20 protein-coding genes are annotated in these 20,536 nt (G+C 71.1%); 13 read left to right on the forward strand and 7 right to left on the reverse strand.

Going from position 1 to position 20,536, the window contains the following annotated elements; genetic code table 11:
* Positions 1-233: 233 nt before the first annotated feature.
* The 3 genes from ACFWWR_RS23550 to ACFWWR_RS23560 all read left to right on the forward strand — a co-directional run bounded on the left by ACFWWR_RS23550 (position 234) and on the right by ACFWWR_RS23560 (position 3,649).
* Positions 234-1,418 carry a PP2C family protein-serine/threonine phosphatase gene (locus ACFWWR_RS23550; RefSeq protein WP_384305100.1) on the forward strand — a complete coding sequence of 395 codons (1,185 nt, stop codon included), beginning with the start codon at positions 234-236 and terminating at the stop codon, positions 1,416-1,418.
* A gap of 269 nt (positions 1,419-1,687) precedes the next feature.
* Entirely contained in the window at positions 1,688-3,028 is a 1,341-nt protein-coding gene (locus ACFWWR_RS23555; RefSeq protein ID WP_383864879.1) for a transcriptional regulator, read from the forward strand.
* 75 nt (positions 3,029-3,103) lie between these two features.
* Positions 3,104-3,649: an NUDIX hydrolase gene (locus ACFWWR_RS23560; RefSeq protein WP_383864876.1), complete on the forward strand. Its 546-nt coding sequence runs from the start codon at positions 3,104-3,106 to the stop codon at positions 3,647-3,649.
* A 28-nt stretch (positions 3,650-3,677) separates the two neighbouring features.
* On the opposite strand, the gene ACFWWR_RS23565 is transcribed toward ACFWWR_RS23560, so the two are convergent.
* Together ACFWWR_RS23565 and ACFWWR_RS23570 are read right to left on the reverse strand one after the other, a co-directional pair.
* Positions 3,678-3,935 carry a hypothetical protein gene (locus ACFWWR_RS23565; protein WP_383864873.1) on the reverse strand — a complete coding sequence of 86 codons (258 nt, stop codon included), beginning with the start codon at positions 3,933-3,935 and terminating at the stop codon, positions 3,678-3,680.
* A gap of 209 nt (positions 3,936-4,144) precedes the next feature.
* Positions 4,145-5,005 (reverse strand): 3-hydroxybutyryl-CoA dehydrogenase, encoded by an 861-nt coding sequence (locus tag ACFWWR_RS23570; RefSeq protein WP_383864870.1) that lies wholly within the window; start codon positions 5,003-5,005, stop codon positions 4,145-4,147.
* Between the two features lie 182 nt (positions 5,006-5,187).
* Here ACFWWR_RS23570 and ACFWWR_RS23575 point away from each other — a divergent pair, with 182 nt between their 5' ends.
* On the forward strand, positions 5,188-6,432 hold the full coding sequence (locus tag ACFWWR_RS23575) for a glycoside hydrolase family 10 protein (protein WP_384305102.1): 1,245 nt from the start codon (positions 5,188-5,190) through the stop codon (positions 6,430-6,432).
* Positions 6,433-6,439: 7 nt separating this feature from the next.
* On the opposite strand, the gene ACFWWR_RS23580 is transcribed toward ACFWWR_RS23575, so the two are convergent.
* On the reverse strand, positions 6,440-6,634 hold the full coding sequence (locus ACFWWR_RS23580; protein ID WP_217239707.1) for a DUF1918 domain-containing protein: 195 nt from the start codon (positions 6,632-6,634) through the stop codon (positions 6,440-6,442).
* 93 nt (positions 6,635-6,727) lie between these two features.
* Positions 6,728-7,666, reverse strand: coding sequence for a DMT family transporter (locus ACFWWR_RS23585; protein ID WP_384305105.1), 939 nt, complete (start codon positions 7,664-7,666; stop codon positions 6,728-6,730).
* Between ACFWWR_RS23585 and ACFWWR_RS23590 the strand changes: the two genes are divergently transcribed.
* The 3 genes from ACFWWR_RS23590 (at position 7,665) to ACFWWR_RS23600 (ending at position 10,312) form a co-directional block, all read left to right on the forward strand.
* Positions 7,665-9,107, forward strand: a complete 1,443-nt coding sequence (locus tag ACFWWR_RS23590; protein WP_384305108.1) for a PLP-dependent aminotransferase family protein — start codon at positions 7,665-7,667, stop codon at positions 9,105-9,107. The two genes, ACFWWR_RS23585 and ACFWWR_RS23590, sit on opposite strands and share 2 nt — an antisense overlap.
* A gap of 108 nt (positions 9,108-9,215) precedes the next feature.
* Entirely contained in the window at positions 9,216-9,677 is a 462-nt protein-coding gene (locus ACFWWR_RS23595; RefSeq protein WP_384305111.1) for a GNAT family N-acetyltransferase, read from the forward strand.
* A gap of 41 nt (positions 9,678-9,718) precedes the next feature.
* Positions 9,719-10,312 carry a histidine phosphatase family protein gene (locus ACFWWR_RS23600; protein ID WP_383864854.1) on the forward strand — a complete coding sequence of 198 codons (594 nt, stop codon included), beginning with the start codon at positions 9,719-9,721 and terminating at the stop codon, positions 10,310-10,312.
* Here the strand turns inward: ACFWWR_RS23600 and ACFWWR_RS23605 are convergent.
* Positions 10,294-10,743 carry a DUF6314 family protein gene (locus ACFWWR_RS23605; protein WP_383864851.1) on the reverse strand — a complete coding sequence of 150 codons (450 nt, stop codon included), beginning with the start codon at positions 10,741-10,743 and terminating at the stop codon, positions 10,294-10,296. The two genes, ACFWWR_RS23600 and ACFWWR_RS23605, sit on opposite strands and share 19 nt — an antisense overlap.
* Positions 10,744-10,900: 157 nt before the next feature.
* Here ACFWWR_RS23605 and ACFWWR_RS23610 point away from each other — a divergent pair, with 157 nt between their 5' ends.
* From ACFWWR_RS23610 to ACFWWR_RS23635, 6 genes are all read left to right on the forward strand, one after another.
* Complete coding sequence (locus ACFWWR_RS23610) at positions 10,901-13,384, forward strand: alpha-L-arabinofuranosidase C-terminal domain-containing protein (RefSeq protein ID WP_384305113.1); 2,484 nt, start codon at positions 10,901-10,903, stop codon at positions 13,382-13,384.
* 648 nt (positions 13,385-14,032) lie between these two features.
* Entirely contained in the window at positions 14,033-15,061 is a 1,029-nt protein-coding gene (gene argC / locus ACFWWR_RS23615; RefSeq protein WP_383864842.1) for an N-acetyl-gamma-glutamyl-phosphate reductase, read from the forward strand.
* Positions 15,058-16,209 carry a bifunctional glutamate N-acetyltransferase/amino-acid acetyltransferase ArgJ gene (gene argJ, locus ACFWWR_RS23620; protein WP_384305115.1) on the forward strand — a complete coding sequence of 384 codons (1,152 nt, stop codon included), beginning with the start codon at positions 15,058-15,060 and terminating at the stop codon, positions 16,207-16,209. The genes argC and argJ overlap by 4 nt, the downstream gene beginning before the upstream one ends.
* A complete protein-coding gene (argB, locus tag ACFWWR_RS23625; protein WP_383864837.1) occupies positions 16,206-17,129 on the forward strand; it encodes an acetylglutamate kinase in 924 nt (307 codons plus the stop codon). The genes argJ and argB overlap by 4 nt, the downstream gene beginning before the upstream one ends.
* On the forward strand, positions 17,126-18,310 hold the full coding sequence (locus ACFWWR_RS23630) for an acetylornithine transaminase (RefSeq protein ID WP_383864834.1): 1,185 nt from the start codon (positions 17,126-17,128) through the stop codon (positions 18,308-18,310). Before argB ends, ACFWWR_RS23630 begins: the two co-directional genes overlap by 4 nt.
* Before the next feature lie 19 nt (positions 18,311-18,329).
* Entirely contained in the window at positions 18,330-18,875 is a 546-nt protein-coding gene (locus ACFWWR_RS23635; RefSeq protein ID WP_383864831.1) for an arginine repressor, read from the forward strand.
* Between the two features lie 369 nt (positions 18,876-19,244).
* On the opposite strand, the gene ACFWWR_RS23640 is transcribed toward ACFWWR_RS23635, so the two are convergent.
* Both ACFWWR_RS23640 and ACFWWR_RS23645 read right to left on the reverse strand, forming a co-directional pair.
* On the reverse strand, positions 19,245-19,982 hold the full coding sequence (locus ACFWWR_RS23640) for an FAD:protein FMN transferase (RefSeq protein ID WP_384305117.1): 738 nt from the start codon (positions 19,980-19,982) through the stop codon (positions 19,245-19,247).
* A gap of 55 nt (positions 19,983-20,037) precedes the next feature.
* The coding region (locus tag ACFWWR_RS23645; protein WP_383864828.1) for an FMN-binding protein at positions 20,038-20,536 on the reverse strand (499 nt) is incomplete at its 5' end.

Below are 20,536 nucleotides of genomic sequence, written 5' to 3' on the forward strand. Positions count from 1 at the left end.
TCGTTGTGGGGGCTGCTGTTGTCGACCGGCTGCGGGTTCGTTGTGGCGGGTCGCGCAGTTTCCCCTCGCCCCTCGTGGGAGCACGCCCCCACACACCCAATTCGGTCACCTCACTCGATTGAGTGACTTCTCCTGGTGATCTGGCCTTTTCGGGGCATGCGGTCGACAGAATCGGACCGGCCTTTCGGGGTCGGTCCGATTGCGCTGGCAGGCCTGACTGGGGGGCCATGGGCATGATCCGCATCAAGGCTGGGGTGCCCCGCAGGGCGGGGCGGACCCGGACGGACTCTCGGGGGCCCGGTCGCCGGGGCCTTCCCGCATGGCTCCGGACCAGCACCCGTCGGCCGTTGCGGCGAGCTTTCTCGCTCGGGCTGCCCACGGCCTGGGGCACCGCCGCGGTCTCGTACAAGCTGGCCTGTCCGCTGGCCCAGCAGGACGGCTTCGGCGCGCGCGCCGTCACCAGCGCCGTCTTCTTCGCCGTGGGCGCCGGACTGATTCTCCACGTCCGGCACTCTCTGCTGCGCGAGCTCCGGCAGGCCCGTGAGGTCGCGAGCGCCGCCCAGAGCGTGCTGCTGCGGCCGCTGCCCCCGCGCATCGACGGGCTGGACGTCGCCGCCGCCCAGCTGTCCGCCGACCGCGGCGCCACCATCGGCGGCGATCTGTACGAGGTCGTCGCCACCGAACACGGCGTACGGGTCGTGATGGGTGACGTCCGCGGACACGGGCTCGCGGGGATCGGCACCGCCGCCGCCGTCCTCGGCAGCTTCCGTGAGGCCGTCCACGACGAGGCCCGACTCGACGGTGTGCTGCGCCGACTGGAACGCGCACTGGCCCGGCACCTGCGCGAGCGGGCCCGCGCCGAGCACCCCTCGGTCGGCCCGGAGCCCGACAACCCGGTCGCCGAGGAGTTCGTGACCGTACTGCTGCTGGAGATCGGCCGGGACGGGACGGTGCACGCCTTCAACTGCGGCCACCCGTGGCCGTACCTGCTCAGCGGCACCCACGTCGAACCCCTCGCTCGCGCGGATCCCCTGCCACCCCTCGGCCCGTTCCCGCTGCCGTCCGAACTGCCGCCGACGCACAGCGGCCGCCTGTTGCCGGGAGAGACCCTCGTCCTGCACACGGACGGTGCCGAGGACGCGAGGGACGGACGTGGCCGGTTCTTCTCCCTCCCCGAAGTGCTGTCGGAGATCGTCCGCGACAACCCCGTCGCCGTCCCTCAGGCCGTCCTGGGGTCGGTCTTCACCGCACTCCTGCACCACACGGGAGGCACCCCGTCGGACGACGTGGCCTTGCTGGTGCTTCGCCACGACCACACGGGCAGACGCACCTCAGCGGCGCGAGACGGTGACACCTGCGGCTCCGCCGCGCGGGCGCGGCCGGCCACGACCGATCCGCAGCCGACAACGCACCTCTAGCCGACGAGTCGCCCGGCCCGGCCGGCGAGGCCGTCCGCCCCGCCACGGAGTGTCGGGCAGGCAGCTGGGCGGACGGCGCGGAGTCGGGCCGCCGCACTGTACGAGGGGGAGCCGGCGGCCCGGCCAGCCTCTTGCGAGGCATTTCAGTCAACCGGCTGGAAACTCTCCGCGACAGTGTGCACACAGCGCGGATTCGAGTACTCCGTTCGCACCCCGTGTGAACGAGGACCCACTACTCTGTCGGCACCGAGGCACCCGGGGGGCATCCCATGCAGCCCAACACTCTGCTCGACGCGATCCTGGACGAGGCGGGCATCTCGCACGCGGGACTCGCCGCCCATGTGAACCAGGCGGGCCGGGCGCGCGGTCTCGCGCTGAGATACGAACACACCGCCGTGGCGCGGTGGTTGAAGGGACAGCGGCCCCGCGGTCAGGTGCCCGACCTGATCTGCGAGGTGCTCGCCGTCCGGCTGCAACGACCCGTCACCCTCGACGACATAGGCCTCGGTGTACCCGGCGAGCCGTCCGCCCCGCACGGCACCTCGCTCTCCGGGTTCGTGGAGCGGGCCACCGCCCTGTGGCGCTCCGACGAGCAGCAGCGCCCGCACATCCTGGGCGCTCCCGCGGTCACGGGCACGCCCGCCGTCATGCCCGTGTGGGAGTGGGAGAACCCGCCCGAGGACGTCGACGTCTCACGCGGTGGCCGGCACCGGGTCACGGCGGCCGACCTCGAGATGCTGCGCGCGGCCCGTACGCACTACGAGCAGATGTACCGCAAGGCCGGCGGGGTCGCGACCCGTGCCCGGATCGTGGGCTTCCTGAACGCCGAGGCCGCCCCGTTGCTGCGCGGCAGCTACACCGACGAGACGGGCCGTCAACTGCACCGGGCCACCGGCGGTCTGGTGGCGGTCGCCGGAATCTGCGCGTACGACTCCGACGCGCACGGTCTCGCCCAGCGCTACTTCCACCAGGCGCTCAGGCTCGCGAAGGCCAGTGGGGACCGGGGTCTTGGCGCGTACGTGATCGCCCTTCTGGTCAACCAGGCGCTGTTCATGCGGGAGTACCGGCAGGCCGTCGCCTTCGCCGAGGCCGCGCTGCGTGCCGCCGGCCGGAACATCACCCCGGCGCTCGCCTCCGACCTGTACGCGATGCAGGCGAAGGCGTACGCGCACCTCGGCGACGGCACCAGCGCGCTGTCCTGCATCCGGCGGGCCGAGCAGGCCGCCGAACGCATCCGGCGCGGTTACGAGCCGGACGAGACGGGCTATGTCCAGCCGGGACTCGTCAACGTCCAGGTGGCGGAGGCGCTGTTGAGCCTGGGGGAGGTGGCGGCGGCGCGGGAGCACGCCATGGCCGCCGTCGACAACCCCGCCCACGACCGGGGCCGGGTGCACCGGCTCGCCATGCTCAGCACGATCGAACTGCGCCAGGGCAACGCCGACAAGGCGGTGGTCATCGCGGTGCAGATGGCCGAGCAGGCCCGCGGAATGGAGTCCCAGCGCCTGCGCGACAGACTCCGGGCGGTGCGCGAACACCTGGTGCGCAGCGGCTGCTCGGGCACCGCCGAGGCCGCCGCGCTCATCGACGGGGCACTGCGCGTACCGCTGTAGGACCGGCACACGACCGCCGACACTCATCGTTCCTGCTGCGATATTGCCACTTACTCGACGGAAGGTGGCAGAACCGTGCAGTGGACGAAACAGAACGAACGAACTGTGTATGGAAATCGCTGGTTCACCGTCAACCTGGCAGATGTGGAGCTGCCGGACGGCCGGCACCTGGACCACTTCCTGATACGACTGCGGCCCGTGGCCGTTGCCACAGTGGTGAACGAGGCCAATGAGGTGCTCCTTCTGTGGCGACACCGCTTCATCACCGACAGCTGGGGGTGGGAACTCGCGGCGGGTGTCGTCGAGGACGGCGAGGACATCGCGACGGCGGCCGCCAGGGAACTCGAGGAGGAGACCGGCTGGCGGCCGGGACCCCTGCGCCACCTGATGAGCGTGGAGCCGTCCAACGGGCTCACCGACGCCCGGCACCACATCTACTGGGCCGACGAGGGCGAGTACCTCGGACACCCCGTGGACGACTTCGAGTCGGACCGCCGGGAATGGGTTCCCCTCAAGCTCGTCCCCGACATGGTCGCCCGCGGTGAGGTCCCGGCCGCGAACATGGCGGCCGCGTTACTGCTGCTGCATCATCTCCGACTCGGGCAGGACGCCACGCCCTGATACGCCCCCCTCGCGTCCTGGAGCCGTACTAGTGCCCCAGGGCCTGCCAGATCGTCACGACGAGCGCGCCCATGGCGGTGAGTACCGCGACCGCGGGCAGCGGCCAGCGGGCGTGCTCCAGGGCGATGATCCGGGCGGCCAGGTCGTCGAGCTCCTTGCCGGTCTCCTCGGTGCGATGACTGAGCAGGGCCAGCCCTCCCTCGACGCGGGCGTACGCCACGTCGAGTCGGCGTCGTAACTCTGCGAGTTCCCCATGGACCACGGGATGCTCGGGGTCGGCGGTCACGAGTCCGCTCCTTTCTGTAGTCGTCACATCCCTTGCATGCGCATGAAGAGTCAACTCGCCTGGTGGGCGCGTGGGGAGAGTGTGCGAGGGGCATATGCGAGCCCGGGGCGCACACGGTGTGTGAATGCGACGGGCCCGGCACTCCGAAGAGTGCCGGGCCCGTGGCCGTCGCACTGTGTCATCAGCACCCTGTAACGAGCACTGTGCAGTCAGCTGTACGTGTAGAAGCCCGATCCCGACTTCCGGCCCAGCCGGCCCGCGTCGACCATGCGCTGCAGCAGCGGGGGAGCGGCGTACAGCGGCTCCTTGTACTCCTCGTACATCGAGAACGCCACGGAGGCCACCGTGTCCAGACCGATCAGGTCGGACAGCTTCAGCGGGCCCATCGGGTGGGCGCAGCCGAGTTCCATGCCGTTGTCGATGTCCTCGCGGCTGGCGATGCCCGACTCGAACATCCGGATAGCGGAGAGCAGATACGGGATCAGCAGCGCGTTGACCACGAAGCCGGAGCGGTCCTGGGCGCGGATGGCGTGCTTGCCGAGCACCTTCTCGGCGAAGACCTGGGCCCGGCCGAGCGTGCCCTCCGAGGTGGTGAGCGCCGGGATCAGTTCGACGAGCTGCTGCACCGGGGCCGGGTTGAAGAAGTGGATGCCGATGACGTGGTCGGGCCGCGAGGTGGCGACCGCCAGTTTCACCAGGGGGATCGAGGAGGTGTTGGAGGCCAGGATCGCGTCGGGCCGGGTGACGACCTGGTCGAGCACCTGGAAGATCTCGGTCTTCACCTGCTCGTTCTCGACGACGGCCTCGATGACCAGGTCGCGGTCCGCGAACTCGCCGAGGTCGGTGGTGAAGCTCAGGCGCGCCAGTGTGGCGTCCCGCTCCTCCTCGGAGATCTTGCCGCGCTCGGCGGCCTTCGCCAGGGAGTTGAACAGCCGGGTCCGGCCTATCTCCAGGGCCTCGCCGGTGGTCTCGGCGACCTTCACGTCCAGGCCGGCGCGGGCGCACACCTCGGCGATGCCCGCTCCCATCTGGCCGCAGCCGACCACTCCGACGCGCTCGATGTCGGTCACATCGTCCCTTTCGCTGGTCTACGGGCATCGCAGGGCGCGTGGGTCCGGTGCGCCTGCTCCGTTCGTGCACGTTACCGCCAAGTATCGATGATCGATCGCCGGGGTGGGGCTTCCGTCGGGCATCCTGGGGCGCGAAGACGGTCCGTGACCAGGCGGATCCGCCGTGTACAGGGGTGTGTGCAATGGGACGAGTGTCACGACGGGCGTTCGCGCTGGCCGCGCTGGCGACGCTCACGTCGGCCTCGGGCGGTGCGTCGGCCGCACCGGGCCACCGGGCGGCCCGGCCGCGGAAGGCCGCCGAGATGCGGGGCGTGTGGCTGGCGACCGTGACGAACCGGGACTGGCCCTCCCGGCCGGGCCTGAGCGCGGCGGACCAGCGGGCCGAACTCGTCGCCCACCTCGACAGGGCCGCGGAGAGCGGCCTCAACGCGGTGATCTTCCAGGTACGTCCCACCGCCGACGCCCTGTGGCCCTCGCCGTACGAGCCCTGGTCGCGGTACCTCACCGGCACCCAGGGCAGGCACCCCGGCTGGGATCCGCTGGACACGGCCGTCCGGGAGGCGCACGCGCGCGGCCTGGAACTGCACGCCTGGTTCAACCCGTACCGGATCGCCACCCACAACGACCCCGAGCAGCTCGTCGAGACCCACCCCGCCCGACGGCATCCGAACTGGGTGGTGCCGTACGGCGGAAAGCTCTACTACAACCCGGGGCTGCCCGAGGTCCGGGCCTTCGTCCAGGACGCGATGCTCGACGCGGTGGAGAAGTACCCCGTCGACGCCGTGCACTTCGACGACTACTTCTACCCGTATCCCGTGGCGGGCCAGAGCTTCGACGACGACGCGGCCTACGACAGGCACGGCGGTGGCTTCCCGAACCGGGCCGCCTGGCGGCGGAACAACATCGACCTGCTGGTGCGCGAGACCTCGGCCCGGATCAAGGCGATCCGGCCCGCAGCGCGGTTCGGCATCAGCCCCTTCGGGGTGTGGCGCAACGCCACCACCGACCCGCTGGGCTCCGACACCCGTGCGCTGCAGACGTACGACGACCTGTACGCGGACACCCGCAAGTGGGTCCGGGAGAACTGGATCGACTACATCGTCCCGCAGCTGTACTGGCACATCGGCTTCGCCACCGCCGACTACGCGAACCTGCTGCCCTGGTGGGCGGAGGTGGCCCGGGGCACCGGGACGCAGGTGTACGCCGGTGAGGCGCTGTACAAGGCCGGCGCCCCGGCGCAGCCCGAGGCCTGGCAGGACCCCGCCGAACTCTCCCGGCACCTCACGCTCGCCCAGGACCATCCCGAGGTGCGCGGGCATGTCTTCTTCGCCGCCAAGGACGTGGCGACGGATCCGATCGGGGCCATGGCACGGGTGGTCGCCGACCACTACGGCCGGCCGGCGAGGACCCCGCAGGGCCAGGCCTGAAGCTGCCCTAGTGGTTGGTCTCCCGGTGTCGGATCTCGGTGTCGGGGCCGGGTGAGCACACGCCCTCGTGCCCGTCCTGGAAGCGGACGCGGTACGGGGGGTTGCCTTCCTGCCCCATCACCTCGACGATCTCGCCGACCTTGTCGTTCTGTCCGACCACCCTGCCGTGCTGGACAAGCTGGTCGCCCACGGTTGCACGCATCTGTCAGGCCTCCTCACCATGTGCGGGAGCAGCGGTCCGTGGCCTTGAGTCTTACGGCGCAGGGCCCGGTCGGGACCGGTGCGTGCAAGCCGTTCAGCCTCGCGCCCGCTGCGTGACGGCGATGCACACGAGCACCGCCGCGGCCGTCAGCGGTGCGGCCACCGTCAAGTGCTCGTCCAGCAGCAGCACCGACCACACCAGTGTGAGCAGAGGCTGGGCCAACTGCAACTGGCTGGCCTTGGGGATGCCGATGGCGGCCATGCCCCGGTACCAGACGACAAGGCCGAAGAACTGCGACCCGGCCGCCACCCACAGCAGCCCGGCCACGCTGTGCGCGGTGAGCCGGAGGGGTTCGTACGACAGCGCCAGCGCGGCGGCGGGCAGGGCGAGCGGCAGGCACAGCACCAGCGCCCAGCCGATGACCTGCCAGCCCGGCATGACCCGGGCCAGCCGGCCGCCCTCGGTGTAGCCGGCCGCGCACACCAGCAGCGCCCCGAAGAGGTACAGGTCGGCGGTGCTCAGGGCACCGCCGCTCTGCTGGACGGTGAAGGCGGCCACCGCGGCGGCGCCCGCGAGTGCCGCGGCCCAGAAGGTGCGGGAGGGGCGGGTGCCCATGCGCAGGGCGGAGAACAGGGCGGTGGTCAGGGGGAGCAGGCCGACCACGACGGCGGCGTGCGCGGTCGTCGAGGTCTCCAGCGCGAGTGTGCTCAGCAGCGGGAAACCCACGACGACACCGGCGGCGACCACCGCCAGCCCCGGCCAGTGGCGCCGGGCGGGTACCGGTACGCGCAGCGCGAGCAGACAGCCGCCCGCGATCAGCGCCGCGAGGACGCTGCGCACGGCGACCAGGGACCAGGGGCCGAAGCCCTCCAGGCCCCAGGCGGTGGCGGGGAACGTGAGGGAGAAGGCGACGACGCCGAGGGCGGCCTGCAGGGTGCCGGCTGCGGTCGTTCCGCTGCTGCCGGTCGACGTCCCGTTCGAAGGCGTGACCGCTATCCGGCTCGGTGCGATAGCGCTACTCTGTGCTCTCATGCAAGAGCGTAGCAGTGTGGAAGGTCTGGCGGATCAGCTGCGTCGGGAGCTGGACCGCTACTCGCCGGGTGGAAAGCTCCCGTCGAGCCGTGCCCTCGTCGAGCGCTTCCGGGTCAGCCCGGTGACCGTCTCGCGAGCCCTCGCCCAGCTGGCTGCCGAGGGGCTGGTGGTCACCCGGCCCGGCGCCGGCGCCTTCCGGGCCCGACCGCGCACCCAGGCCGCTGCCGTGGGTGACACCTCCTGGCAGGAGGTCGCCCTCAGCGCGGACGGCGCCGCCGAGCTCGTACCGCGCTCGGTGGACGCGTCCGGTGTCCTGGTCTCGCTGGCCGCTCCGGCGCCCGGCGTGATCGAGTTCAACGGCGGCTATCTGCACCCCTCCCTGCAACCGGAGCGGGCGATGGCCGCCGCGCTGTCCCGCGCGGCCCGTCGCCCCGGCGCCTGGGGGAGACCGCCCATCGAGGGGCTGCCGGAGCTGCGGGAGTGGTTCGCGCGGAGCATCGGCGGTCCCGGCGGCAGCGTCACGGCCGCGGCGGTGCTGGTCACCTCCGGCGGTCAGTCCGCGCTGACCACCGCGCTGCGCGCGCTCGCCCCGCCCGGCGCGCCCGTGCTCGTCGAGTCGCCCACCTACCCGGGCATGCTGGCGATCGCCCGCGCGGCCGGTCTGCGCCCGGTCCCGGTCCCGGTCGACGCGGACGGCGTACGGCCGTCCCTGCTCGCCGACGCGTTCCGGGCCACCGGCGCCCGGGTCTTCGTCTGCCAGCCGCTGTTCCAGAACCCGACCGGCGCCGTGCTCGCCCCCGAACGGCGCGGTGAGGTGCTGCGCATCGCGCGCGAGGCGGGCGCGTTCGTCGTCGAGGACGACTTCGTACGCCGGCTCGTGCACGAGGACGCGGGTGCGCTGCCGCGTCCGCTGGCCGCCGACGACCCCGACGGCGTCGTCGTCCACGTCGGCTCGCTGACCAAGGCGACCTCACCCAGCTTCCGGGTGAGCGCGCTCGCCGCGCACGGGCCGGTGCTGGAGCGGCTGCGGGCCATCCAGGTCGTCGACACCTTCTTCGTGCCCCGCCCCCTGCAGGAGGCGGCCCTCGAACTGGTCGGCTCGCCCGCATGGCCGCGCCATCTGCGCGCGACCTCCGCCGAGTTGAAGGCCCGGCGCGACACGATGACGGCCGCGCTGCGGCTCGACCTGCCCGTCCTCGCCCTCCCGCACATCCCGTCCGGCGGCTACCACCTGTGGCTCCGCCTCCCCGACGGCACCGACGAAGCGGCCTTGGTGGCGGCCGCCCAGCGCGCGGGTGTCGCGATCACCCCCGGCCGTCCCTACTTCAGCGCCGAACCGCCTGCCGGACACGTGCGGTTGAGCTTCGCGGCGGTGGCGGGGACGGGGGAGATCACGGAAGGGGTGCGGCGGCTTCGTACGGCCTGTGAGGAGGTGCTCTAGAGAGGTGCATCAGAGGTGCCGCAGATGGATCGGAGCTGCTTCGGAGGTGCTTCGGAGCTCTCGGAAAACGGCTCGACGTCATAGCCGGCGACCTGCGAACCTCCCCGCATGACCGACACCCCGAGCCTCGCCGAGGGCTACGAGCTCTCCACCGACCCCGACCGCATCGACGCCGGGCGGGTGCACCGCTGGCTGTCCACCGACGCGTACTGGGCGATCGGGCGGCCCCGGGAGAAGCAGGACCGGGCGATCGAAGGGTCGCTCAACTTCGGGGTGTACGAGTCGGTATCAGGGGAGCAGGTGGCGTATGCCCGGGTCGTCACGGACCGGGCGACCTTCGCGTGGCTGTGCGACGTGTACGTCGATCCGTCGGTGCGCGGCAAGGGGATCGGCACGGCGCTCGTCGGGGCCGTGCGGGAGGAGCTGCGGCCGTACGGGCTCCGGAGGATCCTGCTCGCCACGCACGACGCCCACGGGGTGTACGAGAAGCTCGGGTTCGCGCCCTTGGAGAAGCCCGACCAGTGGATGGCGCTCGTCCAGGGGCATCCGGGCTCCATAACTCCCAGGTAACACCTCTTGACCTGCGGACTTTCGCGACTCACCATCGCCGCATGCAACTACGGGTCACGTTCGTCGCCGCCGCGCGCAGCTCCCCGCTGCTCGCCGAGCGCTTCGAGGACGACCGTCCGCTGGACCAGGCCGGCTGGGACGAGGTGCAGCGTGTCGCCCACGACCTGATCCCGCTCGCGGTGGCCGAGCTGCGCTACTGCTCGCCGACCCCGCGCAGCCGCGCCACCGGAGACGCCCTCGGCTACTCGCCGCTGGTGCAGCTCGCCCTGCGCGACTGCGACATGGGGCGCTGGCGCGGGCTGACGCTCGGCGAGGCGATGGCCCGCGAGCCGGAGGCGGTGGACGCCTGGCTCGCCGACCCGAACAGCACGCCGCACGGCGGTGAGTCGCTGCGGGAGTTCATCTCCCGCGTCGGGAACTGGCTGGACACCCGCCCCGTCGAGGACGGCGGCCGGATCGTCGCCGTGGCCGAGCCCTCGGTGGTCCGCGCCGCCCTGGTGTACGCCCTGAAGGCGCCGCCCTCGACGTACTGGAACATCGACGTCCGCCCGCTGTCGACGACCGTCGTCACGGGCCGTGCGGGGCGCTGGAACCTCCGCCTCGACGGAGTGTCGGCTCAGCCCTCGCGGGCGTAGTCGGTGGCCAGGACCAGGTCCTTGGCGGGGCCGCCCACGCGCCACACGGTCCGCCAGTGGTCCAGGTCGCGGACGGTGAACTCCCCGCGATAGAGGTCGGCCGAGCAGGGGTGGTCGGCGACATGGCGCCCCGAGGTCAGGTCCAGGTCGTGGAAGGGGCGTCCGTCGCTGAAGCGCACGTCCGCCGATCCGGGTGAGCCGGCCGGCCCGGGCAGGAAGCGCAGGGTGCGTTCGGCGGGGCGGGGGACGCCCTGCCAGGTGAAGGTGCCCCACTCGTGGTGCAGCAGTCCGCCCTCGTCCAGCGGGCTGAAAGTCGTCGTACCGGCGAAGTGGCCCTCCGCGCCGCTCGTCATGTCCCGCACGGATCGTGCCACCTGCCAGCTCCCGGCCAGATAGGCCAGTACGTCCGGCACTGGCCAGAACTCGCCCATCCCGTCCGCTCCTTCGTCCCATCCGTTGTTGTGCGACCCATTGACGCGTCCCTGCCCCCTCCCTATCTTGCCGTTCGAAGTGCTGATCATTGCCCGATATTTCGAACAGCGCTTTTCGTGCACCCACAACTCCACACCCCTGAGCCGCGGAGCATCCATGTCACGCACCCGCACCCGCTGGAGACTCGGTCTCACGGCCACCGCCTTCCTGGTGGCGGCCGGTCCGGTCCCGGTACCCGCGCACGCCGAGGACGTCACCGACTACGCGATCACCGTCGATCCGACCGCCAAGGGCGCGAAGATCGACGACACGATGTACGGCGTCTTCTTCGAGGACATCAACCGGGCCGCCGACGGCGGTCTGTACGCCGAGCTCGTGCAGAACCGGTCCTTCGAGTACTCCACCGCCGACAACACCTCGTACACGCCCCTCACCTCCTGGACGGTCGACGGCACCGCGCAGGTCGTGAACGACGACGGCCGGCTCAACGAACGCAACCGCAACTACCTGTCCGTGGGCGCCGGTTCGTCCGTCACGAACGCCGGCTACAACACCGGCATCCACGTGGACGAGGGCAAGAAGTACGACTTCTCGGTGTGGGCCCGCGCCACCGGCGGCACCACCCTCACCGTCACCCTCCAGGACGCCGACGGCACGCTGGCCACCGCCCGCAAGGTGGCCGTGACGCGGAGCGGCTGGGCCAAGTACACCGCCACCTTCACCGCGACCCGCACCAGCAGCGACGGCCGGCTCGCCGTCGCCTCCTCCGCCGCGGCGGCCCTCGACATGGTCTCCCTCTTCCCGCGAGACACCTACAAGCACCAGTCCAACGGCCTGCGCAAGGACCTCGCCGAGAAGGTCGCCGCCCTGCATCCGGGCTTCCTGCGCTTCCCCGGCGGCTGCCTCGTCAACACGGGCTCCATGGAGGACTACAGCGAGGCCTCCGACTGGCAGCGCAAGCGCTCCTACCAGTGGAAGGACACCATCGGCCCGGTCGAGGAGCGCGCCACCAACTCCAACTTCTGGGGCTACAACCAGAGTTACGGCCTCGGCTACTACGAGTACTTCCGCTTCGCCGAGGACGTCGGCGCGATGCCCCTGCCCGTGGTCCCGGCCCTGGTGACCGGCTGCGGCCAGAACAAGGCCGTCGACGACGAGGCGCTGCTCGAGCGGCACATCCAGGACACCCTCGACCTCATCGAGTTCGCCAACGGGCCGGTGACGTCGACCTGGGGCAAGAAGCGCGCGCAGATGGGCCACCCCAGGCCGTTCCACCTCACGCACCTCGGGGTCGGCAACGAGGAGAACCTGCCGGTCGAGTACATGGCCCGGTTCAAGCAGTTCCGGGCCGCGATCGAGGCCAAGTATCCGGACATCACGGTCGTCTCCAACTCCGGTCCGGACGACGCCGGTTCGACCTTCGACACAGCCTGGCAGCTCAACCGCGACGCGAACGTCGCCATGGTCGACGAGCACTACTACAACAGCCCGCAGTGGTTCCTGCAGAACAACGACCGCTACGACTCCTACGACCGCGGCGGCCCGAAGGTCTTCCTGGGCGAGTACGCCTCCTGGGGCAACGCCTTCAAGAACGGCCTCGCCGAAGCCGCGTTCATGACCGGCCTGGAGCGCAACGCCGACGTCGTCAAGCTCGCCTCCTACGCCCCGCTGTACGCCAACGAGGACTATGTGCAGTGGAGCCCGGACATGGTGTGGTTCAACAACCACGCCTCCTGGAACTCCGCCAACTACGAGGTCCAGAAGCTGTTCATGAACAACGTCGGCGACCGCGTGGTGCCCTCGACGGCCACCGGCACGCCCTCGCTGCTCGCCCCCATCACCGGAGCGGTCGGCCTGTCGACGTGGGCGACCACAGCGGCGTACGACGACGTGAAGGTCACCGGCGCGGACGGGACGACGCTGCTCAGTGACGACTTCAGCGGTGACGCCTCCCGGTGGAACCACACCGGCGGCGGCAGCTGGAGCGTCCAGGACGGGCAGTACGTGCAGGGCGACGTGGCCGCCGAGAACACCATGGTCTCGGCCGGCGACCCGTCCTGGCACGACTACGACCTGCACGTGAAGGCCACCAAGAAGTCCGGCAAGGAGGGCTTCCTCGTCGCCTTCGGCGTCAAGGACACCGGCAACTACTACTGGTGGAACCTGGGCGGCTGGAACAACACCCAGTCCGCCGTCGAGCAGGCCGTGGACGGCGGCAAGTCGACGCTCGTCTCCAAGGCCGGGTCGATCGAGACGGGCCGTGCCTACGACATCGACGTCAAGGTGCGGGGCCGGCAGGTCACCCTCTACCTCGACGGCCAGGAGTGGGGCAGCTTCACCGACGACAAGCCGGCCGAGCCCTTCCGGCAGGTTGTCACCAAGGACAAGAAGACCGGTGACCTGATCGTCAAGGTCGTCAACGCCCAGTCCTCGGCGGCCCGTACGGCCATCGACCTGGGCGGTGCGAAGGTCGCGTCCCGGGCGAAGGTCACCACGCTGGCCGCCGCGCCGGACGCGGTGAACACGGAGACCGACACGGCGGTGGCGCCGGTTTCGTCCGTCTACGCAGGGGTCGCCGCCAAGTTCACGTACACCTTCCCGGCGAACTCGATCACCTTCCTGCGGATCAAGCAGAGGTAGCCGGTACGGGCGTGGGCCGCTGTCCCAGGGGCGGCGGCCCACGCCCGGCACTCCCGGACGCCGGACCGCCGGTTCCGTCACCGGTGGCAGAACAGGCACCCTTCCCAGTGCGGCAGCGCGCTCAGCACCCGGTGCGGTACGCAGCAGGCCATCGCCCCGGTCTGGGAGCAGGTCGGGGTCCGGAGCGGACGCCGGGGGCTCGAACGCCTCGACGATCTCCCGGAAGCGCGTCAGGTGGTCGACCGCGTGGGGTGGCTCGCACCCGAGCTCGTCCCAGCGGTGCCGCTGTGCGGCCAGATCGAGTACGCGCAGGACGAACCCCTTGGCCGCCGCCCGCGCCGCGCCCGATCCGCCCCAGTCCAGTTCCCCGAGATCGAAACCGACCGCGCCGCGCCCCATGGCGCTCTGGTCCTGAAGGGCCGGCAGACCGGCGAAGCGATGATCCCAGTCCCGTTCCGCCAGCGCCGACACGGCGAGTGTCAGCACCTCCACGAAGACCGCGGTGCCACTGTTGGACAGATACAGATCGTCGTCGCCGGCCCCGAACGTGTTCCCCATGTCGGACAGGTTACGGAGATGCATGAATCGAATTGCATAAACGTGCATCGAAACGTATAGTCATGCCATTCCAGAGGAGGATGTATTCCCATGGCGGTACGTGCGGCAGTGGCCGGAGCGAGTGGATACGCGGGCGGGGAGCTCCTGCGTCTGCTCCTGGCGCACCCCGAGGTCGAGATCGGCGCCCTGACCGGCAACTCCAACGCGGGACAGAGGCTCGGCGCGCTGCAGCCACACCTGCTGCCGCTGGCCGACCGCGTGCTCCAGGAGACCACGGCGGACGTCCTGGCCGGACACGACGTCGTCTTCCTCGCGCTTCCGCACGGGCAGTCCGCCGCCGTCGCCGAGCAGCTCGGCCCGGACGTGCTCGTCGTCGACATGGGAGCCGACTTCCGACTCGAGAACGCCGGTGACTGGGAGAGGTTCTACGGCTCCGCGCACGCCGGCACCTGGCCGTACGGCCTTCCCGAACTGCCGGGTGGCCGCGCCGCGCTGGAGGGGTCCAAGCGCATCGCGGTGCCCGGCTGCTACCCGACCGCCGTCTCGCTCGCGCTCTTCCCGGCCTACGCCGCCGGGCTCGCCGAGGCGGAGGCCGTGATCGTCGCCGCGTCCGGGACCTCCGGCGCGGGCAAGGCGCCCAAGCCGAACCTGCTGGGCAGCGAGGTCATGGGCTCCATGTCCCCGTACGGCGTCGGCGGCGTCCACCGGCACACCCCCGAGATGATCCAGAACCTCAGCGCGGCCGCCGGCGAGACCGTCTCCGTCTCCTTCACGCCGACCCTCGCCCCGATGCCCCGCGGCATCCTCGCCACCTGCACCGCGAAGGCGCGCCGCGGCGTCACCGCCGAGTCCGTCCGCGCCGCCTACGACAAGGCCTTCGCCGACGAGCCCTTCGTCCACCTCCTGCCCGAGGGACAGTGGCCCGCCACGGCGTCCGTCTACGGTTCCAACGCCGTTCAGGTGCAGGTCGCGTACGACGAGGCCGCGGGCCGCATCATCGCGATCAGCGCCATCGACAACCTGACCAAGGGCACCGCGGGCGGTGCCGTCCAGAGCATGAACATCGCCCTCGGCCTTCCCGAGGAGCTCGGTCTTTCCACGATCGGAGTCGCACCGTGAGCGTCACGGCAGCACAGGGATTCCAGGCGGCGGGCATCGCCGCCGGAATCAAGGAGAACGGCAACCCGGACCTGGCCCTCGTGGTCAACACCGGGCCACGCCGCGCCGCCGCGGGCGTCTTCACCTCCAACCGCGTCAAGGCCGCGCCCGTCCTGTGGTCCGAGCAGGTCCTCAGGACCGGCCAGGTCTCCGCCGTCATCCTCAACTCCGGCGGCGCCAACGCCTGTACGGGCCCGAAGGGCTTCCAGGACACGCACGCCACCGCCGAGAAGGTCGCCGAGGTGCTCGGCCTGGGCGCCGTCGAGATCGCCGTCGCCTCCACCGGCCTGATCGGCATCCTGCTCCCGATGGACAAGCTGCTCCCGGGAGTCGAGCAGGCGGCCGAGGCCCTGAGCGAGCACGGCGGTGAGAAGGCCGCCATCGCCATCAAGACCACCGACTCCGTCCACAAGACGTCCGTCGTGACGAAGAACGGCTGGACCGTCGGCGGCATGGCCAAGGGCGCCGGCATGCTCGCCCCGGGCCTCGCCACCATGCTCGTCGTCCTCACCACCGACGCCGACCTCGACAGCGCGACCCTGGACAAGGCCCTGCGCGCCGCCACCAAGGTCACCTTCGACCGCGTCGACTCCGACGGCTGCATGTCCACCAACGACACCGTCCTCCTGCTCGCCTCCGGGGCCTCCGACGTCACCCCCGGGTACGAGGAGTTCGCCGAGGCCGTACGCGCCGTCTGCGACGACCTCGGTCAGCAGCTCATCCGGGACGCCGAGGGTGCCAGCAAGGACATCAAGGTCGAGGTGATCAACGCCGCGAGCGAGGACGACGCCGTGGAGGTGGGCCGCTCCATCGCCCGCAACAACCTCCTCAAGTGCGCGATCCACGGCGAGGACCCCAACTGGGGCCGCGTGCTCTCCGCGATCGGTACGACGAAGGCGGCCTTCGACCCCGACCGGCTCAACGTCGCCATCAACGGCGTCTGGGTGTGCAAGAAGGGCGGCGTCGGCGAGGACCGGGACAAGGTCGACATGCGCTACCGCGAGGTGCACATCGTCGCCGACCTCGCGGCCGGCGCCGAGACGGCCACTATCTGGACCAACGACCTCACCGCCGGCTACGTCCACGAGAACAGCGCGTACTCCTCATGAGCACTACCCGCAAGCACACCGCCCTCCCCAAGGCGCAGATCCTCATCGAGGCGCTGCCCTGGCTGGTCCGGCACAACGGCAAGACGGTCGTCATCAAGTTCGGCGGCAACGCCATGATCGACGAGGACCTGAAGGCCGCCTTCGCCCAGGACGTGGTGTTCCTGCACCACGCCGGCCTCAAGCCCGTCGTCGTGCACGGCGGTGGCCCGCAGATCAGCGCCGCCCTCGACAAGCACGGCATCGTCAGCGAGTTCAAGGCGGGCCTGAGGGTCACCACCGAGGACGCCATGGACGTCGTCCGCATGGTGCTGGCCGGACAGGTCCAGCGCGAGCTGGTCGGGCTGCTCAACCAGCACGGGCCGCTCGCCATCGGTCTCACCGGCGAGGACGCGCACACCATCACCGCCATCAGGCACCAGCCCGAGATCGACGGGGAACTGATCGACATCGGGCGGGTGGGCGAGATCACCGACATCGACACGGGTGTGATCGACGCACTGCTCGCCGACGGCCGGATCCCGGTCGTCTCGTCGATCGCCCGGAGCCAGGACGACGGACATGTCTACAACGTCAATGCTGATACGGCGGCTGCGGCACTCGCTGCTGCTCTGGGCGCCGAAACCCTCATGGTCCTCACGGACGTCGAGGGCCTCTACGAGGACTGGCCCAACAGCGACGAGGTGATCAGCCGCCTCACCGCCTCCCAACTGGAGAAACTGCTGCCGGAGTTGAGCTCCGGCATGGTGCCGAAGATGGAGGGCTGTCTGCACGCCGTGCGCAACGGCGTGACCAACGCCCGCGTCATCGACGGCCGGGTCCAGCACTCGATCCTGCTGGAGATCTTCACCGACGAGGGCATCGGCACCATGGTCGTGCCCGACGAGAAGACGGACGCACAGGACGCACAGGGGGAGTCATGAGCAACGAAGAACTGACCGCGCGGTGGCAGGGCGCGCTCATGAACAACTACGGCACTCCGCGGCTGCCCCTCGTGCGCGGCGAGGGCACCAAGCTGTGGGACGCCGACGGCAAGCAGTACCTCGACTTCGTCGGCGGCATCGCGGTCAACGCGCTCGGCCACGCCCACCCGGCGATCGTCGAGGCGGTCAGCAAGCAGATCGCCGCCCTCGGCCACGTCTCCAACCTCTTCATCGCCGAGCCGCCCGTCGCGCTCGCCGAACGGCTGCTCCAGCACTTCGGCCGTGACGGCAAGGTGTACTTCTGCAACTCCGGCGCCGAGGCCAACGAGGGCGCCTTCAAGATCGGGCGGCTGACCGGGCGGAGCCACATGGTCGCCACCGACGGCGGCTTCCACGGCCGGACCATGGGCGCCCTCGCGCTGACCGGCCAGCCCGGCAAGCGGGAGCCCTTCCTGCCGCTGCCCGGTGACGTGACGCACGTGCCGTACGGCGACGCGCAGGCGCTGGCCGCCGCGGTCACCGAGGAGACGGCCCTCGTCGTCATCGAGCCGATCCAGGGCGAGAACGGCGTCGTGGTGCCCCCGGCCGGCTATCTGAAGGCGGCCCGGGCGATCACCGCCGCGACCGGCAGCCTGCTGGTGCTGGACGAGGTGCAGACCGGGATCGGACGCACCGGGCACTGGTTCGAGTACCAGGCCCACGAGGGCGTCCTGCCGGACGTCGTCACGCTCGCGAAGGGTCTCGGCGGCGGACTGCCGCTCGGTGCGACGGTCGCCTTCGGGCGGGCCGCCGAGCTGCTGCAGCCCGGCCACCACGGTACGACCTTCGGCGGCAACCCGATCGCCTGCGCGGCGGGGCTCGCCGTACTGGAGACCATCGCCGCCGAGGGCCTCCTCGAGAACGTCAAGCAGCAGAGCGAGAAACTGCGGGACGGAATCGAGTCGCTCGGGCACCCGTTGATCGCCCACGTCCGGGGAGCGGGCCTCCTCCTGGGTATCGTGCTCACCGAGCCGCTCGCGCCGAAGGTGCAGCAGGCGGCTCAGGACGCCGGCTTCCTGGTGAACGCGCCCGCCCCAGACGTCGTACGGCTGATGCCGGCGCTGAACCTCGGCGACGACGAAGTGGACGCGCTTCTCCAGGCACTGCCCGGCATCCTGGACGTGGCCAAGGGGGACGGATGATCCGGAGAATGAGACGACGATGAGCCAGGCGCAGGAGCACGAGCAGACCGCAGGGCCTGCCGTACCGCAGACCCGCACCGCACGCCACCGCCGGATCGTGGACATCCTCAACCGGCAACCGGTGCGCAGCCAGAGCCAGTTGGCCAAGCTCCTCGCGGACGACGGGCTGAGCGTCACACAGGCGACGCTCTCCCGCGACCTCGACGAGCTGAACGCGGTGAAGATCCGCAACACCGACGGCGACCTGATCTACGCGGTGCCGAGCGAGGGGGGCTTCCGCACCCCTCGGGCGCCGCTCGGCGGGTCGGCGAAGGAAGAGCGGATGCGGCGGCTGTCGTCGGAGCTGCTGATCTCCGCGGAGGCTTCGGCGAACCTGGTGGTGTTGCGGACGCCGCCGGGTGCCGCGCAGTTCTTGGCCTCGGCCATCGATCAGGCCGAGCTGCACGACATTCTGGGGACCATCGCGGGTGACGACACGTTGCTGCTGATCAGCCGGGATCCCGTGGGGGGACAGGCGCTGGCGGACCATCTGCTGCGACTGGCTCAGAACGGGAACGGGCACTGAGGGTGCGGGTTCCGGTGGTGCGCCGGGTGCGGGTGCGTGGGGGCTGGTCGCGCAGTTCCCCGCGCCCCTGAGGTCCGTTCAGCCGCGGGTAGTCGTGCCGCTGGGGCGGCACGTGGTGGTGTGCCGGGGTGCGGGTGGGGCTGGTCGCGGAGTTCCTCGCGCCCCCGAGGTCGGCTCAGCCGCGGGTAGTCGTGCCGCTGGGGCGGCCTGCGGCGGTGTGCCAGGTGCGTGTGGGCTGGTCGCGGAGTTCCTCGCGCCCCTGAGGTCCGTTCAGCCGCGGGTAGTCGTGTCGCTGGGGCGGCACGGGTGGGCGCGCCGGTACCCCGTGGGCGCCGGGCTGCGCGACGCACTCCCCGGCAGCCGCGCCGGTCAGCCCAGCCGGGCCGCCAGCCCTCCCGTGCACCGCACCTCGTCGCCCGCCGTGATCAGGAGTGCCTCCACGTCCGGGAGGGACTCCAACCAGCCCAGTGCCTCCCGCGAGCCCATCGCGAAGGCGGCGGTCGCCCAGCAGTCCGCCCAGATGAGCTGGGGAGCCACCACGGTGACCGCCACCAGGTCGGTCACCGCGGAGCGGCCCGTCCGGGGGTCGACGATGTGCGTGCCGCGCTCGGCCGTGCCGGACGTGGCGACGGCGAGTTCAGGGACCCCCGCCGCGGAGACCACCGCCGCCAGTCCCCCCGGCCGCATCGGGTCCGACACCCCGACGCGCCACGGACGTTCCGGGCCGGGCACGCCCAACAGCTGCACGTCCCCGCCGCCGTTGACGCTCACCCCACTCGCCCCGGCCTCCGCCATCCGCCGGGCGGCCCGTTCCGCGGACCAGCCCTTGACGATGCCGGTCGGGTCGAGGCGGCCCTCGTAGCGCATGCTGAACCAGCCGTCGCTGACCCGCTCCGCTTCCGCGCCCAGTTCGAGCACCTCGGCGACCATCGGGTCGCAGTCGTCGACGGTCAGTTCGCCCCGGGCCAGCCGGGACACCTGGCTGTCGCCGCGGTAGGTGCTGAACAGCTCGTCGACCCGGTGCAGCCCGGCCACCGCCTCGCGCAGTGCCGCCTGTACCGCACCGGGATCCCCGCCGCGGACGTCAAAGGAGAAGACCGTCCCCATGACCTCCTCCGCATGACGTACCGCGGCGGGAGTATGTGCCGGCTCGGCCACCGTGTCAGCCACCGGCCTGGTCCAGGGCCGACTGCAGGGACTGCTTGTAGCCGGCGCTGGTGTAGGTCGCTCCGGACACCGCGTCGATGTCCGCGGTGCCGGCGGCCACGGCCGCCTGGTTGAGCTTGGGTACGGCGTTGGCGGTGATCTGGTCGCTCTGGCCGCCCTTGGGTGCCTGGACGGTCTCGGCCTTGGTGATCTTGCCGCCGCTGACGGTGATGCGGACCTGCACGGCGCCGTACTGGGTCTGGGCGGCGTCCCCGGTGACGGTCTTGGCGGCTTGGGCGTTGCCCGAGCCCTCGGCAGCCCCCGACTCGGCCCCCGCCCCCGCCGAGGCCTTCGCCTTGTCCAGGGCCGACTGAAGGGACTTCTTGTAACCGGCGCTGGTGTAGGTGGCGCCTGAGACGGCGTCGATGTCCGCGGTGCCGGCGGCCACGGCCGCCTGGTTGAGCTTGGGTACGGCGTTGGCGGTGATCTGGTCGCTCTGGCCGCCCTTGGGTGCC

Source organism: Streptomyces sp. NPDC058678, from assembly GCF_042714835.1.
GTDB lineage: Bacteria > Actinomycetota > Actinomycetes > Streptomycetales > Streptomycetaceae > Streptomyces.

Excerpts from the sequence above, each read along its gene's own strand:
- ACFWWR_RS23640 (WP_384305117.1), bottom strand. The coding sequence starts at position 19,982 with ATGGGGACGGTCTTCTCCTTTGACGTCCGCGGCGGGGATCCCGGTGCG.
- ACFWWR_RS23580 (WP_217239707.1), bottom strand. The coding sequence starts at position 6,634 with ATGCGTGCAACCGTGGGCGACCAGCTTGTCCAGCACGGCAGGGTGGTC.
- ACFWWR_RS23550 (WP_384305100.1), top strand. The coding sequence starts at position 234 with ATGATCCGCATCAAGGCTGGGGTGCCCCGCAGGGCGGGGCGGACCCGG.
- argC (WP_383864842.1), top strand. The coding sequence starts at position 14,033 with ATGGCGGTACGTGCGGCAGTGGCCGGAGCGAGTGGATACGCGGGCGGG.
- ACFWWR_RS23585 (WP_384305105.1), bottom strand. The coding sequence starts at position 7,666 with ATGAGAGCACAGAGTAGCGCTATCGCACCGAGCCGGATAGCGGTCACG.
- ACFWWR_RS23630 (WP_383864834.1), top strand. The coding sequence starts at position 17,126 with ATGAGCAACGAAGAACTGACCGCGCGGTGGCAGGGCGCGCTCATGAAC.
- ACFWWR_RS23605 (WP_383864851.1), bottom strand. The coding sequence starts at position 10,743 with ATGGGCGAGTTCTGGCCAGTGCCGGACGTACTGGCCTATCTGGCCGGG.
- argB (WP_383864837.1), top strand. The coding sequence starts at position 16,206 with ATGAGCACTACCCGCAAGCACACCGCCCTCCCCAAGGCGCAGATCCTC.
- ACFWWR_RS23635 (WP_383864831.1), top strand. The coding sequence starts at position 18,330 with ATGAGCCAGGCGCAGGAGCACGAGCAGACCGCAGGGCCTGCCGTACCG.
- ACFWWR_RS23590 (WP_384305108.1), top strand. The coding sequence starts at position 7,665 with ATGCAAGAGCGTAGCAGTGTGGAAGGTCTGGCGGATCAGCTGCGTCGG.
- ACFWWR_RS23595 (WP_384305111.1), top strand. The coding sequence starts at position 9,216 with ATGACCGACACCCCGAGCCTCGCCGAGGGCTACGAGCTCTCCACCGAC.
- ACFWWR_RS23555 (WP_383864879.1), top strand. The coding sequence starts at position 1,688 with ATGCAGCCCAACACTCTGCTCGACGCGATCCTGGACGAGGCGGGCATC.
- ACFWWR_RS23575 (WP_384305102.1), top strand. The coding sequence starts at position 5,188 with ATGGGACGAGTGTCACGACGGGCGTTCGCGCTGGCCGCGCTGGCGACG.
- ACFWWR_RS23610 (WP_384305113.1), top strand. The coding sequence starts at position 10,901 with ATGTCACGCACCCGCACCCGCTGGAGACTCGGTCTCACGGCCACCGCC.
- ACFWWR_RS23600 (WP_383864854.1), top strand. The coding sequence starts at position 9,719 with ATGCAACTACGGGTCACGTTCGTCGCCGCCGCGCGCAGCTCCCCGCTG.